General features: G+C 37.6%; 15 protein-coding genes. 5 read left to right on the plus strand and 10 right to left on the minus strand.

Features of this window, described 5'->3' with window-relative positions; genetic code table 11:
* The first annotated feature begins 307 nt into the window (after positions 1-307).
* Complete coding sequence (gene dps / locus FW757_RS09305; RefSeq protein ID WP_149981768.1) at positions 308-832, plus strand: DNA starvation/stationary phase protection protein Dps; 525 nt, start codon at positions 308-310, stop codon at positions 830-832.
* A gap of 122 nt (positions 833-954) precedes the next feature.
* Here dps and FW757_RS09310 read toward each other — a convergent pair whose 3' ends face one another.
* Positions 955-2,622: a methyl-accepting chemotaxis protein gene (locus FW757_RS09310; protein ID WP_182760978.1), complete on the minus strand. Its 1,668-nt coding sequence runs from the start codon at positions 2,620-2,622 to the stop codon at positions 955-957.
* Positions 2,623-3,079: 457 nt separating this feature from the next.
* Here FW757_RS09310 and FW757_RS09315 point away from each other — a divergent pair, with 457 nt between their 5' ends.
* A complete protein-coding gene (locus tag FW757_RS09315) occupies positions 3,080-3,445 on the plus strand; it encodes a DUF2237 family protein (RefSeq protein WP_149981770.1) in 366 nt (121 codons plus the stop codon).
* Between the two features lie 277 nt (positions 3,446-3,722).
* Positions 3,723-5,465, plus strand: a complete 1,743-nt coding sequence (locus FW757_RS09320; RefSeq protein WP_446441139.1) for a SulP family inorganic anion transporter — start codon at positions 3,723-3,725, stop codon at positions 5,463-5,465.
* A gap of 7 nt (positions 5,466-5,472) precedes the next feature.
* Here FW757_RS09320 and FW757_RS09325 read toward each other — a convergent pair whose 3' ends face one another.
* From FW757_RS09325 to FW757_RS09345, 5 genes are all read right to left on the minus strand, one after another.
* Positions 5,473-8,154, minus strand: a complete 2,682-nt coding sequence (locus FW757_RS09325) for a DEAD/DEAH box helicase (RefSeq protein ID WP_446441140.1) — start codon at positions 8,152-8,154, stop codon at positions 5,473-5,475.
* Positions 8,155-8,447: 293 nt separating this feature from the next.
* Positions 8,448-8,624 carry a hypothetical protein gene (locus tag FW757_RS09330; protein WP_446441141.1) on the minus strand — a complete coding sequence of 59 codons (177 nt, stop codon included), beginning with the start codon at positions 8,622-8,624 and terminating at the stop codon, positions 8,448-8,450.
* Between the two features lie 85 nt (positions 8,625-8,709).
* Positions 8,710-9,588: a hypothetical protein gene (locus FW757_RS09335; protein WP_446441142.1), complete on the minus strand. Its 879-nt coding sequence runs from the start codon at positions 9,586-9,588 to the stop codon at positions 8,710-8,712.
* A gap of 379 nt (positions 9,589-9,967) precedes the next feature.
* Entirely contained in the window at positions 9,968-12,382 is a 2,415-nt protein-coding gene (locus tag FW757_RS09340) for a hypothetical protein (protein ID WP_446441143.1), read from the minus strand.
* 286 nt (positions 12,383-12,668) lie between these two features.
* Positions 12,669-13,367 carry an NUDIX hydrolase gene (locus tag FW757_RS09345; protein WP_149981773.1) on the minus strand — a complete coding sequence of 233 codons (699 nt, stop codon included), beginning with the start codon at positions 13,365-13,367 and terminating at the stop codon, positions 12,669-12,671.
* 187 nt (positions 13,368-13,554) lie between these two features.
* Here FW757_RS09345 and prs point away from each other — a divergent pair, with 187 nt between their 5' ends.
* Both prs and FW757_RS09355 read left to right on the plus strand, forming a co-directional pair.
* The gene (prs, locus tag FW757_RS09350; RefSeq protein WP_182760976.1) at positions 13,555-14,409 is read left to right on the plus strand and encodes a ribose-phosphate diphosphokinase; all 855 of its coding nucleotides are present in this window, start codon (positions 13,555-13,557) and stop codon (positions 14,407-14,409) included.
* 10 nt (positions 14,410-14,419) lie between these two features.
* A complete protein-coding gene (locus FW757_RS09355) occupies positions 14,420-16,015 on the plus strand; it encodes a nicotinate phosphoribosyltransferase (RefSeq protein WP_404699616.1) in 1,596 nt (531 codons plus the stop codon).
* Between the two features lie 186 nt (positions 16,016-16,201).
* Here FW757_RS09355 and FW757_RS09360 read toward each other — a convergent pair whose 3' ends face one another.
* The 4 genes from FW757_RS09360 to FW757_RS09375 all read right to left on the minus strand — a co-directional run bounded on the left by FW757_RS09360 (position 16,202) and on the right by FW757_RS09375 (position 19,144).
* Positions 16,202-16,675, minus strand: coding sequence for a hypothetical protein (locus FW757_RS09360; protein ID WP_182717986.1), 474 nt, complete (start codon positions 16,673-16,675; stop codon positions 16,202-16,204).
* A 59-nt stretch (positions 16,676-16,734) separates the two neighbouring features.
* Positions 16,735-17,049 (minus strand): hypothetical protein, encoded by a 315-nt coding sequence (locus FW757_RS09365; RefSeq protein WP_182717985.1) that lies wholly within the window; start codon positions 17,047-17,049, stop codon positions 16,735-16,737.
* Between the two features lie 639 nt (positions 17,050-17,688).
* The gene (locus tag FW757_RS09370; protein WP_182717984.1) at positions 17,689-18,258 is read right to left on the minus strand and encodes a DUF6985 domain-containing protein; all 570 of its coding nucleotides are present in this window, start codon (positions 18,256-18,258) and stop codon (positions 17,689-17,691) included.
* 544 nt (positions 18,259-18,802) lie between these two features.
* Positions 18,803-19,144: a DUF6559 family protein gene (locus FW757_RS09375; protein ID WP_182719565.1), complete on the minus strand. Its 342-nt coding sequence runs from the start codon at positions 19,142-19,144 to the stop codon at positions 18,803-18,805.
* Positions 19,145-19,360: the final 216 nt, after the last annotated feature.

Raw genomic sequence — 19,360 nt, forward strand, 5'->3', positions numbered from 1 at the left:
GTATATGTAAGTGATGATTAATCAACAATGATAATACACTTCTGTATCACAGTTATTATTGAGAGTAAGTAATTCGCTAACACGTAACAGCATCTTTTATTTTGCAGATTTTACAAAAAAGTGCATATTTTTCATGGCATTTCAAAGAAATGCTTTCATCACCCAACTTCAAAAAACATATAAATTATTAAATATCAGAAACTTAAAAAATAATTTTTATCGGCACAGCCATTGCTTTATATAAACTAACGCATGTTCATAGACTTTATTAGACGCTGTGAACATTCCTTATAAATCAGGAGGAATAATGAGTAACAATAACGAAACAAACAAAATCGCTGAATTTACTGCCCCAGGTATGAATGAAGAATCTGCAAAAAATACCATTGCTACACTTGATAACCGCATGGTCGCACTGATCGATTTACAATTGACTCTAAAACATATTCATTGGAATGTAGTTGGCCCAAATTTTATTGGCGTGCATGAAATGCTCGACCCTCAGGTTGAAGTGATCAGAGCAATGACCGACACCATCGCCGAGCGAATCGCTACGCTGGGCGGAGTTCCGGTTGGTACTCCAAAATCGATAGTTGATCGTCGTTCATGGCAAGATTACGCAATTGGTAAGGGCTTGGTAAAAGATCATTTAGTTGCGCTTGATAAAGTATACAATGGGATTAATGGCGATCACCGAAGTGCGATTGGCAAGCTATCAGAGCTCGATCCTGTATCTGAGGATATGCTAATTAGCCAACTTGCCGATTTAGAACAGTTTCAATGGTTTGTGCGTGCACACTTAGAATCGTCAACGGGCAAACTCAATAGCTAATCTAGCGGTTTTGTGTTCAGTTTAAACTGATTCATTTATATTTAAAGTCAAAGATCAGGCTATTTAAAGCCTGATCTTTATTTATTACTGCTCAACAATAATACCGCTATTTTTTGTTTATATTAGATCTTAAACTGACCTACCAAATCGCCTAAACTCTCCCCTCGACCAGCTAAGTGATGACTGACTGATGAGGTTGTTTTAATTGAACGAGTAAGCTCATTAACGATTTCTTGAATCGCAAAAACGTTACGGTTAATTTCCTCAGTTACACTACTTTGCTCTGTGGCAGCGGTAGCTATTTGTGTGCTCATATCGTTAATTGTAGTAACCGAGCTGGTTACCGCTCCTAAACTTTCAGAAATTGCGCGAGATGACTCAACTGAGCGATTACAGCTTTGCTGACTTGCCAACATTGCCTTTACCGCAGCCGTGACTAGCGTATGTAACTCATTAAGCATTTCATTAATCTCTAACGTACTCTCTTGTGTACGACTGGCTAAACTTCTCACTTCATCAGCTACAACCGCAAAACCACGGCCTTGCTCGCCAGCCCTTGCAGCTTCAATAGCCGCATTAAGGGCCAGTAAGTTAGTTTGCTCAGCAATGCCACCGATAACACTTAATACACTGTTAATTTTTTTAGATTGTTCACTTAATGAATTAACCTGTTCAGCAGCTTGATTAATCTCACTCATTAAATTTGAAACTTCTTCTAAAGAAACATCTACACATTTTTGAGCATTGGCAACATCTTGCGTGGCTGACTGGGTTGATACCGCCACTTGTGTGGTATTTTGCGCGACTTCCTGAGATGTTGCTGACATTTCGGTGATCGCCGTTGCTACCAGCTCAGTTTCATGATTATGGTTTACTAACTGATTTTCAATTAACTGTGTTTGTGTATTGATATCATTTGATGAATCTTTTACATCACGGGTTACATCTGCCACATTGGTGATAATGCTATGTAGTTTACTAACAAACACATTAAATGAATTACCCAATTGACCAATTTCATCGTTACTATGCACTTCTAAGCGCTTAGTCAGATCACCTTCGCCTTTTGCAATATCATCTAAGTTTTGCACCATATTGTGAATTGGTTTTACCATATTGTTTGCCGCAATTAAGGCAAAAAACACCGTCAACACCACCCAAAATAATGCAATTAATAACAGGGTCGTTACTTTTTCATTCATATGAGCTTGTATTGTTGCTTGGTATTTTGTTAGCTCAGCTTCAATATCATCCATATAAGCGCCCGTTCCTAGCATCCAATCTGTACCAGGAACCATCGCTGCATAGCCCATTTTTTCAACTAAACCCGTTGTATTAGGCTTTTGAAAAGCATAATAAAAAGCACCGCCACCTTGTCTTGCTTGCTCAAGCAACCCAACAATTATTTTTTTACCATTAGGATCGGTCATGGCTATTTTATTTTGCCCTTCAATTGCATCACCCAATAACGCATGGAAAATACTAACGCCTTTTGTATCATAGATAAAAAAGTAACCATCTTTACCAAAAGTGAGATCTCGCAATGCATTTTTTGCATCTTCTTTAGTCCCCTTGGCTAGTTCGTAATTAATTATTTGGCGGCCTATCTCAACCTCAGTTGCTAATAAACTTTCTTTGTCAGCAATTAATTTTGTTTTAAACGATACAAAATTTTGCTGCTGATTTTGATACTCTAAATAATATGAGCTGGCCATTAAACTAATTAACAGCAGCGTGAGCGGCAAAATAGCTAATAGCAACAGCTTATTTTTCAGACTTAGATTACTCATTTTTCCTCACGTGTAACAATGTAAAGCTCCATAGTATTGATACATCGAGAGCTTATAAAAACTGTAATTATACTGCCAATTACAATTAAGTGTTTATTTGAAATCAAAAGCTATTCAAATACCATATTCACATATATATAGATTCTGGATATAAGACAAACGTATAGTAGCCGCAAAGCTACCATAATAAATTTTTACTAGTACAGTAAACGTAAAAATTGCTAGCCAACAAAAACACAATTGCACAATAATCACACAACAAGCAACTATAAATGAATATTGAACTGATTTTGGCCTCGCCATTAGTTTAATAAACTGACGTTTAATATTTTTAATGGCTATGTTATTTGTGATCTCCATGCTATCTATCAATATTCAGCTTTTCATCCACCACGTTTTCACATAGTCTGAAAGCAGACTCAATGTAAAACAATACAAATTATAACAAGGTAGTTTTATGAGCAATCAATTAAATGTATTAGGTACGCGCTTGCATTTGTGCTGCGGGAATACAGGCTACACTCGAGAAGGATTTTGCTATGTCCCTGCATCTGATGTTGGTAACCACAGTGTATGTGCCATCATGACTGATGAATTTTTACAGTTTTCAAAAGCACAAGGCAATGACTTGATAACGCCTAATCCAATGTACGATTTTGCAGGCCTAAAGGCTGGTGATAAATGGTGTTTATGTGCCGTGCGCTGGCACCATGCGGTTGCTGAAAACGTAGCTCCGCCGGTTATACTTGAGGCCACCCATGAAAAATCGTTACAAGTAGTCTCTCTTGAAGTATTAAAGGCTCACCAATACTCTGCACGCTAAAAGTTTCTAATAAGCATTTACACACTCTAAGATAAAGCCATTGCTCTGCGCTGGTTTTATCTTAACCACCATCTAGTATGATATTAGCGATGTGGTAACACCAACCAGCTAATATCGCTCACCCTTAAACTTTTTCATCAGACTTAACACTCAATCAAAAGCACTCCTAAGCCTAAGTATCTGCTATTTATTAAAAAAATCCTCAACCCTGAGCTATACTTGTTGGTATATTAAATTTACTATCCAAGTGTGCTTACGATTAAATAAGGAAACTTTAGTGCTGTCGCGTTTGTATGATTTTATGCCGGGTTTAAACACTTTACTTCATTATGAACGAAAGTGGTTTGCTGATGATGTGAGGGCTGCGTTATCCGTTGCCGCCGTTGCTCTACCTGTTGCTATCGCGTATGCACAACTTACTGGGGTTAACGCCGCTGTCGGGCTATATTCATGCATATTACCTATGATTTTATATGCCTTGTTTGGTACTTCCAAACAATTGATTGTCGGACCAGATGCAGCAACATGTGCGGTTATTGCTGCGGTGGTGACACCACTTGCAGCTGGGGACAGTGTTAAACACTGGCAACTCGTTGTAACTATGACCGCGATGACTGGCTTTTGGTGCTTTATTGCTAGCCGATTTAAATTAGGGGTATTAGCAGACTTCTTATCCAAGCCTATTTTAATGGGCTTATTAAACGGTGTTGCAATTACGATTATTGTCAGCCAATTTTCTAAAGTATTCGGTTTTACCTTCGATGACAGATATTTACTTGAACGATTAGGAGGTGTGCCTACTTATTTATCACAAACCCACATCCCGACTCTATTAATGGCCCTATTTACCCTCGGTGTTTTTTTTGCCATGAAGCGACTAAAACCGACTTGGCCAGCATCGATGTTTGCTATCGCATTTGGTGCCCTATTAGTGTGGGTTTTTAATTTAAAACAGTATGATATCAACACAATTGGCACTGTAACCGGTGGCCTTCCAGTGTTTAACACCCCTATTTATGATATTGGTATTATTCGTGAACTTGTCGTGCCTGCACTTAACTTAGCAATAGTCAGCTTTGTCAGTATGATGCTTACAGCCCGCAGTTTTGCCGCTAAAAATGGTTACGACATAGATGCTGACAAAGAGTTTAGAGCGTTAGGTATTGCGAACATTGGCTCTGCTTTATCACAAGGTTTTGCAGTCAGTGGTGCAGACTCTCGTACAGCTGTTAACGATGATTCCGGTGGTAAAACGCAATTAGTGTCGATTATCGCAGCGGGAATTATTGCTGTTATCGCCCTATTTTTAACCGCTCCCCTAGAATTTATTCCCAGTGCAGCATTAGGTGTTGTGCTTATTATTGCTTCAATCCATTTATTAGACTTAAAAGCCATTTGGCTATTAAAGCGTAAAGACAAACAAGCATTTTACCTTGCGCTAGCCACCTTATTCGCAGTGTTATTTATTGGCGTAATACCAGGCATCACTCTCGCTGTACTATTGGGGTTATTCCAGTTTATTCGCACCGTAATGCGCCCTACCGACAATATATTAGGTGTTGATATTAAGGGCGTTGTTAGGAGCCTTGATGCCACAGATAAAGCAAAGTCAGTACAAGGAGTCTTTATTTATCGTTTTAATTCTCCTTTAACTTACTTTAATGCCGGTTACTTTAAACGGCGTTTGCTAGAACAATATGCGCGGCAAAAAGACGACACGCAATGCGTTATTATCGACGCAGTCCCCTGCTTCACCCATTTAGATTTAAGTGTCATGGCCATGCTCGCCGATTTAGACGTGATATTTAAAAAACGTGGTATTCGATTAGAACTTGCTGGCAGAAAGCGGCAATTACTATCATGGTTTGAAATTGCTGGTATGACATCCGGTAAAGACGGCATCTACGTGCATTCAGATCTCTATATTGCCTTACAAAAAAACAGCGTCAGCCAATCAAGTGCCGAAGTAAACTTGTTCGAAACTAAAGAAGTTAAAGATGCCAGTACACAACAAGCCTAAATAAATATTAAGTCTTGTTGTTACTCATCTTCAACCGACTAACAATTGCTTGCATACAGGTATCTCTATCGACAACCCATAAGCCATAGCTTATGGGTAGCATTTCAATATTGGCACGACTAAATAGCTTATAGGTATCCAGTTCAAAGAAATCAGCCCAAGGTCCAGGGTAACCAATCAGATCGACAGCTAAGTAGCGGCCATGATAGCGGCATAAAATATCAACCTCGGTCCCCGCAACAGCATACCCAGGCCATGTTTCTATCTGCAATTTCATCAGCTCTTGTATTACATCGCGTTGAAAATCATCGACATCAGACAAACACGTATGAGCGGCTGCAAACTCACTTACCGAGCCTAAGTAACGTCTTAATAAATAATGTTCTGGTAACTGTGTTTCATCAATGGATAAAAATAAATGCTGTGCTTGTCTTGCCCGCGTTATAGTCACGTTAAAAACATCTGCTTTATTTAAATATACTGCCGCACGTTTTGCATCATTATCGACGGCAAAAGAGATCAACATAACATCGCGTTCCTCCCCCTGAAAACCAAAAGGAGTGGCGGCTCTGAGCTTATGTTTAATTATTTCAGCGTCACTAAAATTAGCGTCTATTTGCTTTGCTATAAAATCTGCTTGGCTTCGAAATGGCGAAACAATTCCGATACTGTGATAAACACCCGCTTCTCGATCATCACTCATTTGCTGTTTTATGCTCGCGATTACAGCGTTGGCTTCGAGCTGATTAACGCCATTTTTATCTCTTTCACCATTAACGCGATGGATAAATAAATGCCCACTGCTTGTACAAGGGCGATGCTGCATTACTTTTAATTTTGATTGATAAAAATAGCGGTTACTAAAATGAATTAACTCAGGTTTACTTCTAAAATGCTCATCTAAAAAGGCTAATTGCTGATCGCTATTGAGTGTATTTAATGTCAAATCTAAAATTGAATTATCACGATAACTAACAACCCCCTCACTCGAGAGTGATAGTTGATTCTTAGTGCGAAGCTGAGCCTCTTTTGATTTTGCTAAAAAAGAGTAATGCCTTAATTGCTTTGTATCGCCAACTACAAGCGCTCGTTTTGCACGATAAAGTGCTGGTAAACAACTGCTAATATTGCACTGTGTTGCTTCATCGATAATAACTAAATCAAACATTTGCGGCTTTAAGGGTAATACCCTATACAGCGAATTCAAACTCACTAACCACACAGGAAACGCCGCTAGCAATGATGAGTATTCTATATTATCAAACAGCTCAAACTGCCTTTTAGAAGTACGACTGCGAATAGCCTGATTAAACGCCTGCAGCGATTTACGCTGAGTGTTAACTAACGTTCGCAAATTAGTATTCTTTAACACGGTTAAATAACGACTAGCCAGCAGCTCTCTTTTTGTTTGTTGATCGTTAATTTCATCTAAAGCAGACCACTGTTTTGCAAGCTTTTTAATACTGCGCTGAGCCCACTTGAGATATAAATTGCTTAACCATTGAATGTCTTTATCTTCAAGCCTTTTAAGGCGTTGACCTCGGATTATCGCTTTGCGACAAAACTTATCAAACCGTTGCTCTAAATCATTAAGTAACACATTTTGTGCTTTTAGCTCTGATTCAAAAATAGCAGGGGCTTTTTCCTGCTCATCCGCTAAATAACCAGACAATAAGTCTGCAATATACGCTTTTAGATTTTTTAAAAACTCTTTTTGCCCAGCCCTGATTGATACTTCACTTAACGCAAAATTCTCATTCAATTTATCGGCAATCACATCAAGTGCCGGGTCATTATTCGCGACAATAAGTACTGACTCACCTCGCGCCATGTGCTCTGCAGCAACTGCGGCAATGGTATAACTTTTCCCTGTACCTGGCGGCCCTGACACACAGCCTAAATGCGCATTAGCAGCAATCGAAATAACTTTCTTTTGTGGTGCTGACAATAAGCCTGGTAAGTAGTCATACTTTAACGACTTAGCCGTGTTCGGCGGCAAATCATTTGAAATTAAAGCATCTATAGGGGGCGAAAGCATCTTTGAGGCTATTATTTCTTCGAGCTCATGGATCACCCCTCGACTGCTGCTTGAACGTTCAACAAACACCAGCATAGAGGCAGGTAAAAGTGTCAAATTTTTACTTTTTAAGGCTTTTTTTATTTTGGCATAATTAACAAGCTCAGGATAATTTAAAAGTTCAAATACGTTTAGCGCTAATGGGCTTTGTTTTAATAATGAAGTCCAAAAATAAGCTGATTGAATATCGGCAGTTTCATCAAGAGGTTCTGCTTCTGGCATTAACAGTTGGGTGAGCGATTCATTAATTTCAGGTTGAGAGTCGATAACCGAAAAGTAATAATCATCATCTTTTTCTATCACGGCTTCATTAAATAAGATAGGTGAAACAACTTGTTTTATCTCACCTTTTATCTCAAGCTTGCCGACTAATATAAAACGCACATACAACAAAACACGTTCACGTTGATATACCTCAACACGCTTTATCATTTGCTCAGCAAACTCTTGAGGAATTGGCAGTCGCGGTAAAAAACCCGAGCCTACATCATCTCTCCCTTCAAGTACTAAGCAGTCTTGTTTTTTTAATTTACTCAAATCCCATAAATTTAAATCCGCGCTATCTTCTTTATAGCAATCGCGGTAATACGAAAGTACATTTTTACTACTCAAAATTTTATTCCATTTAGAAGATATTACTTTTTAATACCGTAAGCATCGAGATAATTAAGATAAATTTGGTCTTAACGTGTTGGAAACTACATTTCGTGACAATACGAAGTCAATTGCAACGTTTTGTTAAGCCTTTTCGATTGCACAGCCATAATCTAAGCTGTTATGTGCTTTTAACTGCACGATTCTAGAGCTTGCTCGAAATGATCTGCTAGCTCAACGTATTGGCTACCTCAGCCATTATCCATTGCAATTTCTTGCAAGGATGCAGTAGGTGAGAACATGTTGACCATTTACTCTGGGCTAGAAAGATACCCAGTAGACTTAACAGAGGCAAGGTTTGCTGAAACGACAACAAGTAGCTCTTCAGGTGTTTTACTACTGAACATTGATTCTTCTGAGTCACACAGAGAACTTTCAAGGAGTGTTAAAACCTTTTCCATGTTATCTTTCATTGCTTCAGTTTCCATAGAGCCCTATCGCCACATAACGCTCGGCGCAGCGGGCCAGTTGTAGCGAGGCACGAGCGAAACTGGATCCGACTGCCGCCGATTGTTATCTGAATACTTTTTTGCCAAATTGGTCGTGATCATGTGTGAACGCCTCAAATAGCTTTGAGCTTGCCGCTTTATCCGGGTTTTTCCTTATGTACTCGTCAAAGCTAGCTTTATGTTTTTCCGGTATTTTGTCGTATGCATCTGAAACTGCCTGGGCCTTCTCAACAATGTAATTGATGAAACCATCAGGCCACCAATATTCTCTGGGGCTAATCTTTCCGTGCTTAATGGCTATTCTGCTAGATCTCATCTTCCTCAGATCTTTTGCTTTAATCACACCCAAAACAATGAAACAAGGAAGTTTTGTATATACGTATAAATCTGTCGAATTACCAACAATATCCATAGCCATTGTACGCAAAAAGTACCTATTGATATTTGGTGGCAACCCTGACTCGGTTGTTGATTCAATTCGCTCTAGAGGAAATACATGCTGTTCATATTGATTAAGATTTGATTCTTCACCCAGAAGAAATTTTCCCAGATGTCGCTCAGCATAATCTAGAGCTTTGTTGTAATCGTCAGATTTTTGTTCGGCTTCATTTTTACTACGAATATATGTAAGCGTCCGCCAAGACAACGAGGCACATAGCCTTGACATCCATTCACCGTAATTTGCTACTGATTCACCTTTATCAGCAAATGGGTAAAAAATCTTGTTTGCAAACTCTCGCTCCCACTCAGAAAACAGCGCTTCACAATCCCCACAAAGCCAGTACTCTTTTGCGATATCCTGAGCACGCTTATCAACTTCGTTACTTTCCCGAATGTAGCCTGTAATACCAGTTCTTTTTACCCACTTACCAATGAACTTCGGAATGAAGTGGCTTTCTTTTAAAACTGACTCAGAATGGCAAAGCCGACAAATTCCTTGCACCACAACCTCCTAGTTCAGATAGCAACTTATTCAAAGGATCTAAACCCGCGAGTTGCAGACAGAAAACCCTTTGATTTTTTTGATACTTTCAGTCTAACTCTGTATCTAAATGTAAATCAAGAGATTTATATTTGTTGTTTTTTGTTGTTGTAAAATACAAGAAATACCCCCGCGCATTGTTGAAAAAAACGATTTATAAATGCAAGAAAATAAAGCAGCTAAAGATGCGCAAAGCGTTAAGATGGGTGTCACTTTTGTGCTCTGGTGTTCTCCTTAGAAAAAGAACACCACGCAGTAGCAACGTCAGTTTTTAAATTTGGCTATTACCGGACGGTTACGCTGTGCATATTAAGTAAGTTAATTCTTTTTGCATCTTATCTTAGTAGTCGTCGGCACTAAAAAGGAATGAAAGCTTTTCATGACTGAATTTTTTTTTGAGTTTCGTGTAATTGGGTGTTATCAAATTTTGATAGGTTTTAGAGGGTATGTTATTACCACTAAATTTAGAAATGAAGTATTTCACCTCTTTCAATTTTAGTTTCTGAAAATATTCAGGAATAGCATTTTCAAACGTACAATTATTAATCCCTAAATACTGTAGATGTTGTAAATCAGCAACCCATTTAGGGAAATCGATAAAATGTATACCGTCGAAATAGAGCGTTTCCAAATTTGAAAACTCTTTAACGTAATCCGGAAGTTTCTCAATTTTATGATGCGGGTTAAAATCAATAAGATCCAAGCTGGTTAAACTTTCTGGTATGGTTTTAATATCGTCGCCTACGCCCATTAAGTGAAGGCGCTGTAAAGCTGTAAATTGATTAAGCCCAGCATAAGCCTTTTTATCAAAAGCGTAGCATAACGTTATCTCTAGATCGTTTAGTTTGGGAGCCTCTAAAGCTGCTAAAGACGATAGCTCTGTACGCGATAGGGAAAGCTTTTCTAAATGAGGAAGCTGTACAGCAGGGAAATCTTTTATAATTTGGTTATTTTCTATTGAGAGCGCTTGTAAATTAGGCATCTGCTGAAGCAATTCTTTTACATTTTGCGCTTTATAATAGTCTAATTTTAATCCTTTTAATTGAGTAGCAGGGTGCACATTAAGTGCAGCTTCGCTTTCGTTTTGATTTTCTATAAACAGTTTTTCTAATTGCGGACAGTGTTTTAAAACATCTTTTATAGCCGCTGTTGACCAAATAACCTGTAGTTTTTTTAAGTATTCTGGCTTTGGAAAATAAGCAGAATAGTCAATCTCAGGATCTGCCGTTGCTTTAGGAAAATATAGACTTAAGCTTTTGGCTACGATTTTACTAAAAAAATTCTTCATATTGGAGATGCTTAGCGATTGAAAAGACGCTTTTTCAGTTTGTATTAACCTTTCTCCTGGAATAAACTCTTTAATGTTTAAAAGGTCGAGATTGTTAATTTTTTGAGGAAGCACATCACTTTCAATGACTAAATTAGGACATCGTTGAATTTCTAAAGAGTCAAGCAGGTCTATATTTTTTAGCGTTTCAGATAGCTTTTCTATTTCAGAGTTCCATAGTTTGAGGGTAGATAATTTACGGCATGCTCCTAGATTGGCGAATAAAAAATCACAATCATTCATCCCAAAACAAGCAATAGTTTCTAATGCTGGTAAACTTTCTAAACCGGAAGCAAGTTGTGGTAATTCCTTAATACTGTAGATTTCTAATTCCTTTAAATTCGGAAAGCTTTCAGGGTTTTTTATCATATAAGCTAGGAAATCTTCCCGATAAAGCGTCAATTTAGAAACCTGTAGAGTAGTACTAGTATTTATAATGTCTATCGAGTCATCTAATTGTATAACACCTATATCTGGCATAAAGACTAAAGTATCATCAATCTCTTTAACTTTTGGCAGACGCTTAAACCGTACTTTTTTTAGTGTTTTTAATTGATGGATGTTATCTGGAATTTTGGTAAGACTAGGGCAATCAAAAACTTTTATTTCTTCTAATATTTTCAAGGAAGAAAGGTCCGGTAAGGTTTTTAAATTTTCTAAATTTTCTAATTCCAATATTCTTATAGAAGTCGGAAGTTTTAATTGATCAATATTTTTAGTGGTTAAGCCTTTTAATTTTAAAGTTTCAAGATTACTAAGTTGCTGCAAATCTGTAGGCATTTCTAAGGTTACCGTTTCGCCCCCTTTAGCCTGATCAATAGTGAGCTCCTTAAGTTGCTTTAATTGGCTAAAATATTCTGGCACCTTTTGTAAACAAGGGGTTTTTAGCGATATGACTTCTAAATTCTTAAAGTTACTAAAAGAATCTGGGAGTACTGTATACGGCCCTTTAATGTAAAGCGTATTTACCCCACTTAGTGTTCCAAATTCTTCTGGAATACCACTTGCAAATACATTCGTTATGTTCAAACCCGTTATGCCTTGGAGTCGTAAAATAATAGAAGGATCTTTACTTATTTTTTTAGCAACGCTTTCTTCACTTAAAAAGAAACGTGTATACCCCAGCATATTATATAGCTTGCCAATAGGAAAACCTGGATCTATAGCTGCAAAATGCACAAGCGTACTGATGAGTTTTCCGGTATCATCTAATTTTTCAGGAAGCTTATTACGGGTTTTAAAAGCTTTTAACTGAGCTTTACCCGCGTATTTTTCTAAGATTTCTGAAATTTCTTTTACAACGTCTTTATCTCTGTAGAGTTTACCAATTAGAAAAAGCTCATAAAGACTATCCTTCGGATAGTTACTGCTTTCTTGAAGGTACTTGTAGTAAGAAGCTATATGCTCTATATTAAATTTCATTGTCATTTTATTTCTCCGAATTGAATAACCTTTCAATGTTGTCTGAAAGACTTTGATTTACTACACTATTAAATCAGGTAAATGATCTTCCCTTGAAACTCAAGACACCTAGCTTGCCGATTTATACCTAGTTTTAAACTCTTCGGGGGGGACTGATAGCCAAGATGGTTGTGCAGTCTAACTCGATTTTAAAATACTTCAATATAATCTAGTCTGAGCTAGTACATACTCATATAAGCAGGAATAAACTAGCGCTCTTATAAATGAGTCTAGGAGCGCTTCACCTTATACATTAAACACTCAAGTTACGTTCAAAGTTCACAATATCTACATCAGGTTTTACTTTATATAGCTGCGCTAAGCGACCACCAGACTTCACTTTTTCATCGACTTTTTCAAACATATCAGCTGCTTCAATACGCCTAATAATACTCTTTCGCTGTACTGGTTTACCAAGAATAGTTTCAATCACTAACTTAAACTGTCCAACAGTAAAGTGCTCTGGTAAACAATATACGGGGATCATTGAATAAAGCGCTTTCTGTTTTAACCGCTCTTTTGCTTGTTCAATTATAAACTTATGATCAAAAGCGACAGGTAATTCAGTTAGTTTATTTAGATCTATCCATTTTGCATCATCAACAGTTGCTATATGAGTTGATACTTGCGCCTCTGCAATTAATGCAAAATAAACCAAAGTAACACTAAAACCTCTAGGATCTCGGTTAACTCCTGAATACGTTTGTAATTGCTCTAAATACTGAGGGGCAACACTGGTTTTTTCTTTAAGTTTACGCAGCGCAGTCATGCCAACATTGTCATCAATATCAACATTTACAAATCCGCCAGGGAGACCCCATCTACCAGCAAAAGGCTCGCTTGCACGCTTTACCATTAAAACCTTTAAAGCGCCCTCTTTAACTGTGAACAGTACACTGTCGACTGTAAATAAAGGGTTTTTATATTCAGTAATATCGTAATGATTAGCCACAATATGCTCACGCTAAGTTAATGTCTTAATGACACAATAAATCAAACACTTCTCAATTTCAACCTATAGTACAATCATACACCTATCATAAGTTCAGTAATTTAGTTTAAAAAATAGCTTGAATGTAATGAGTACATTTGATAACTTATTTGTGTCGTTAGGACACAAACATTCAAAGGACAAAAAAATGAAAGTATTTAGCTATGACTCAGCAGGAAGTAAATCGTTAATCGATTATGATAATTTCACTTTTTCTGGTGGTGAAGAACATGTCAGATTTAATACCGCTAATTTTTCAGACTCTAAAAAAATAGAGATTTTTGAACGGCTAACCAACTCTTCAAACATGGTTAGATTAATGATTGCTGTCGATGCGTTAAAAAGATTAACAAATGAAAGCACACCTATTGAACTTGTTATTCCTTACTTTCCTTATGCTCGCCAAGATAGAGTATGCGTTGAAGGAGAAGCTTTAGGTGCTGCTGTTATGGCAAAGTTTATTAATAACTTAAACTTTGCAAAGGTTACTATTTGGGATGCCCATAGCGATGTATCTCCAGCTTTAATAAATAAAGTGAACAATATTGAACAAATTTCGCTACTCGCCCGCTGCGAAGAGCTAAGCCAACGTTTGTCACAAGGGGAGCTGACCCTTATTTCTCCTGATGCGGGCGCAAGCAAAAAGACCATTAAAATTTCAGAAAAGTTCAATGGTGTACCTGAGGTTATTCAAGCACAAAAAGTCAGAAACTTAAAAACAGGCGAAATAATCAAAACAGAAATTATTGGCGATGTTAAAGGTAAAAGCGTGCTGATTGCCGATGATATTTGCGATGGTGGCAGAACATTTATTGAGCTTGCCAAAGTTCTAAAAAATAATGGTGCAGTTGAAGTTTCTCTTTTTATTACCCACGGTATTTTTTCAAAAGGGCTTGATGTTTTTGAAGGACTAATAGACAAAATTTACACGACTGACTCGTTTAAACCAGCTAATGAATTTAAACATAGTAACAACATTAATTTAGAAATTATTGAGATGTAAGGAAAACACCATGACTATTATAGCTGCAAGTATGCAAAAAGATGTTTATAAAGAATTCCATAGCCGCGCCTATCACCCTGACGTAAGTGAAGTATATGCAAACTTCACATCAAGAAGCGGAAAGCTTAGTAACATAGAAAATAACGATAAAGTGGCGTTTGTTGGTCTACAGTACTTTATTAAAAGCTACCTTTTAGAAGAATGGAATGAGTTTTTCAAAGTGGATAAGGCAACAGCAGTTGCTAATCACAAACGTATTATGAGCTCAATGCTTGGTTATACTGTTGATGTAAAGTATTTAGAAGACTTACATGACTTAGGTTATTTACCATTGAAAATAAAAGCATTACCAGAGGGAACGCTAGTCCCTTATTTAGTTCCGCCTATGACAATCGTCAATACTAAAGCCGGTTTTCAATGGTTAACAAATATGATTGAAACGGTACTAAGCTGCGAAAACTGGCCAATCCAAACAAGTACCACAACCTCTGTTGCCTATTTAAAAGTATTTAAAGAATTTGCACAAAAAACAGCAATGCCTATGGAGTTTGTACCTTTCCAAGGGCATGACTTTAGCTTTAGAGGGATGTTCGGCAAACATGCTGCCGCTATGAGTGGTTTTGGTCATTTAGCATCAGGACTGGTAGGCACAGACACCATTCCTGCTGTTTTATTTGCCGAAAAATATTACGGCGCTAATGTAGATAACGAGCTTGTAGGTTGCTCTGTTGATGCAACAGAACATTCGGTTACGTGCTCATGGATCATGGAAGGTGAAATTGAGTTTTTCAAATACTTAATGAAAGAGCAGTCACCAAAAGGAATTTTAAGCGTTGTTTCTGATACCTGGGACTTTTGGACGTTAGTAACTGATTACTTACCACAATTAAAAAACGAAATCATGGCGCGCGACGGCACGTTAGTTATACGCCCAGACTCAGGTGATCCGGTTAAAGTACTCACTGGATATACTGTTTCACCGGTATCTGATTACAGTGAACTATTCACCACTCAAGATGAAGCTGAAAAAGAAGTATTACAAAAAGGTTTTGAGGCATACCGTTTTAATGGCCAATATTTTGGCTTTGAAGATAACAACACCATTGAACTGATGGAATGTGAAGTAAAAGGGCTCATCGAATGTTTATGGGGTATATTTGGTGGCACCACAACGCCAAAAGGCTACAAGCTACTTGATGAACACATTGGCGCTATTTATGGTGATGCTATAACGCTAACCCGTCAACGCCAAATTTTACAAAGGTTGATGGATAAAGGCTTTGCATCAAAAGTCGTATTAGGTATTGGCTCTTACAGCTACCAATATGTGACTCGCGATACACATGGCTCAGCAGTAAAAGCAACGAGCGTAGTCAAAGCTGGTGAACGCTTAGCTATTTTTAAAGATCCTAAAACTGATGCAAAGAAAAAATCAGCAAAAGGGCTCTTAAAAATAGAGCGAGTCAATGGCGAGCTCACCTTGTTTGATGACGTAACCGAGCAAGAAGAAGCACAAGGACTGCTAGAGGTTGTTTTTCAAGACGGTAAATTAGTAAAAGAAACCACCTTGAATGAAATTAGAGAGTGTATAAACCAGCAAATTTAAACCACAGCTGGGGTTTAAGAGGTAATGTTCAAAATCGTTATATGAATAAACCTTACCTTGAACTGTCAGATTTGGTTAGTGGGATTCAATCAAATCTGACAGTCGCATATGCGTCATTTCGGTCATTCAAACAAAAAGTAGCAAAAAGCAAGATGCTACCTCATACGCCTTGTTAGCAGCTCTTTGTTATGGCTTGCCGCGTAGAATGCTTTGTAACAGTTCATAATTACGCCCCACCAAATTACCTACTTGGGGAATGGATGCCAAAAACTCTGAGTTCAATCTAAGCTTGGCTCTAAACTCTTCATGTACAATACAGTCATCTATAAAAGGCCCTGCAGAATTTGCGTTTATACCGCAGTAAAATGAGATCGCATACATCGCTGCAAACGCAATGTCGGGATTTTTGCTACCTGTCATTTTAACGAGAATATATTGAGCAACTGCTCCGTACTGAGGACATAAAATACTGACCAAGCAGCCCTGCCATTGAAGACTTCTGTTTTGCGATACTTCGCTAAGTGTTTTCCAATCTTGCTCGTCAAATTTTTCGATAAGCTTTTCAGCCATTTCGGACTCCCCGCCATCACACCAATCCATTGATTCGTGATCGCTCTTGTTAAGGAAATCATCTAATTTTTTGAATGCAGTGGATGTCATATCGTTCTCAAAAAGCCTCAACGCCTTGCTCAGCTGCATTTTTGGAGTGGAGCAATTTGTTAAATATTAATATTTTTCAATTTGCACCGATTTAATACTTTTAAGTATTTTTCGTTTTCTGTTGTGTTTTCGTTTATTAGAATTTCGTGCATCCATTCGCAATCAGTATCTCTTAAAAACGTTTCATAACCATTCATTTTCAAAAGTGAGCTTATATCGAATTTAGCTTCTCCTCCTCCACTTGCGACACCTCTGCCAATGACTTCACCTGCTCGAAAATAATATTTATTATCACTTTCTTCCAACATTAGGTAGTGAATTTCTGGTGGGTTTCTATCAAGATGTTGCACTTCTGAAACCAAATGTGTAGCCATAGTTTATTCCACTGTAATATTTAACAAGCCTTTAGATTAACTCGTTTTTAATTTATGTTTATTGATGGTTAAACCATAGCTGAGCTCCTATTTTGATTCAATCGTTTACTTCTATTTCATGTGAAATATAAAAAGAGGATTTGCTGTTGCTTTAATTGCCGTTTTGGAAGGTATTACAGGTGTTTTAAGAAGGATTTTATGTAGATACCCACTTTAATTTATCTCTCAAAATTGAACCACAAAACTTGCCGTGTAGCTAAAAACCTAAATATTTCCACGCTTAAAATACTTATAAAAACTGATTATCGGAATCAAAATTTTAATTACAGACAGCCAAATAATTGCATTGTTGCAGTGTGAATGTTTAATTAATGATATTCAGCGCTAGGCTAATAACTTTCACTGTTACTAAGGTTCGCTCGTCGTTTCCAGCCTAAGCTTTCACAATAGCTCGTCTGTGAAGATAGTCGACCGACTGCACCATGGAATACACGAGTAAACTGCGTTATCAGTTTTAACCAGTTCTCAGGGCTAATATTGACTCGATCTAGTACAGGATCAGTGTGTTTAACTTAAAAGTAGGAGTCATACCAACTCCCGGCTCAACTGCCGAGGTCAGATTACAACCGCTTGTTAGTGCTATTCCGCTGCATATGTTTTGACGATATTGCCATAATAAATATACTTATCCATGGATTTATCCGCGTAAGCATCAGAGTTATTTATGTGTCCACAACCCCCAACTTTAGCTAGATTCTTCCCGTCCTTAAAAGATATAGAAATCCCATGTTCAATCTCCCAATCGCATCCACCTGTAAATTGACAGAAAAATTCCTCAGTTATAGAGCTTCTGCTAATTGATAAAGATGATATATGTACGAACTCAAATATATCATCTTCATTCTCCTGAGCTGGCATATCTTCAAGGCACTCTTCTCCGACGTCTAAGACAAAGTCTCTATAGTATGCGAATAGGTGCTCCTTGAGATATTCTCTGTCATCTTTGTCCAGAGCCAATGTATTATTTAGTGTTTTCTCTAATTCAGATTTGAATTCATCTAATTCTTGATCATTGAAATCAAGTCTTATCTGAAGCTTTGAGTTGTTCAGAAAAGGGATCGATAATTCCGAAGAAAGCCAATCATACCAGTCTTCATCGTATTCACTTTTCACTTTAGTAAAAACTATGTTTCCGATCGCTAATTTCATACGATTTCTCACGAAGAACTAACGAGCCTGTAGAATTACTCGTTTTTAATTTATTTTTATTGATGCATTAACCATAGCCGAGTTCCTATTTTGATTCAATCGTTTACTTCTATTTCATGTGAAATATAAAAAGAGGATTTGCTGTTGCTTTAATGGCGTTTTGGAAGGTATTGCAGGTGTTTGAGTGGCTTATTTGAGGTGGTAATGGCTCACACTAATTAGTGCGTCGTGTTTTGCAGTTTTTCTAGATTATGAACAAGGCAATACAGTTGCCGCAGAATGACGTGAAGGCATTCACTTCTATTTATCCACGTAAGGGCAACTGTTTATGCTTTTACCAATAATGAAGCCAGCAGCCTTGAATAATGCCATGATCAGGTTAACTGATGAATGTCTCGGCTCTGGCATCCTGCTTCGCTCTACCTTCTAAATCCATTTAGTCGAAGTGCCTCAGCGATCCCAAAAGGATACGGGAAAAAACTGGCTGCGATGAAATCACAATAAGAGATTACTGCGTAACGCGCCTATATGTGTTGTGCATAAATCAGTCACCGCCACCAGAGTCGCTGCTAGAAAAACCTCCATCACCCCCTCCGCCATAATGTGAAGAACCAAATAGAGCACCAAAAAGCCCAACTCCAGTTACGGAAGTAATTGTATTGTTCATTGACTCGCTAGATTCATTAACAGGTGTATTAGCTTTGAAAGTTGCAACATCACAATACATTAAATATGCATAATGAATATGCCTTTTATCAAAGCCCATTTCATCAATGGTTTTATCAACTTGACCTTTGGCATACGTTGCTGAACCGCCATACCTTTTAGCTAATGCGGGACGAAGTTTGTATTTATACTTTCGAATCGTTGAATTTTTACCAAACATTGTTGAAACTCCCTTTACGCCTAACGTCTTATTGAACACCATTTTGGTGGCTTATAACACCTCAAAACGGCCTATATTACATACTCTGATAATTCTATTAATAATTACCTTTGTAAACAAGTAATTAAAATAGCTAAAATCAAGGCTTGTTATTTTGCATCAAAACAGCAGTGAATAATGTTATCGGGCAAAATTAAAATATTTATGGCGGTGGGG

This window comes from Pseudoalteromonas sp. 1181_04, from assembly GCF_052850545.1.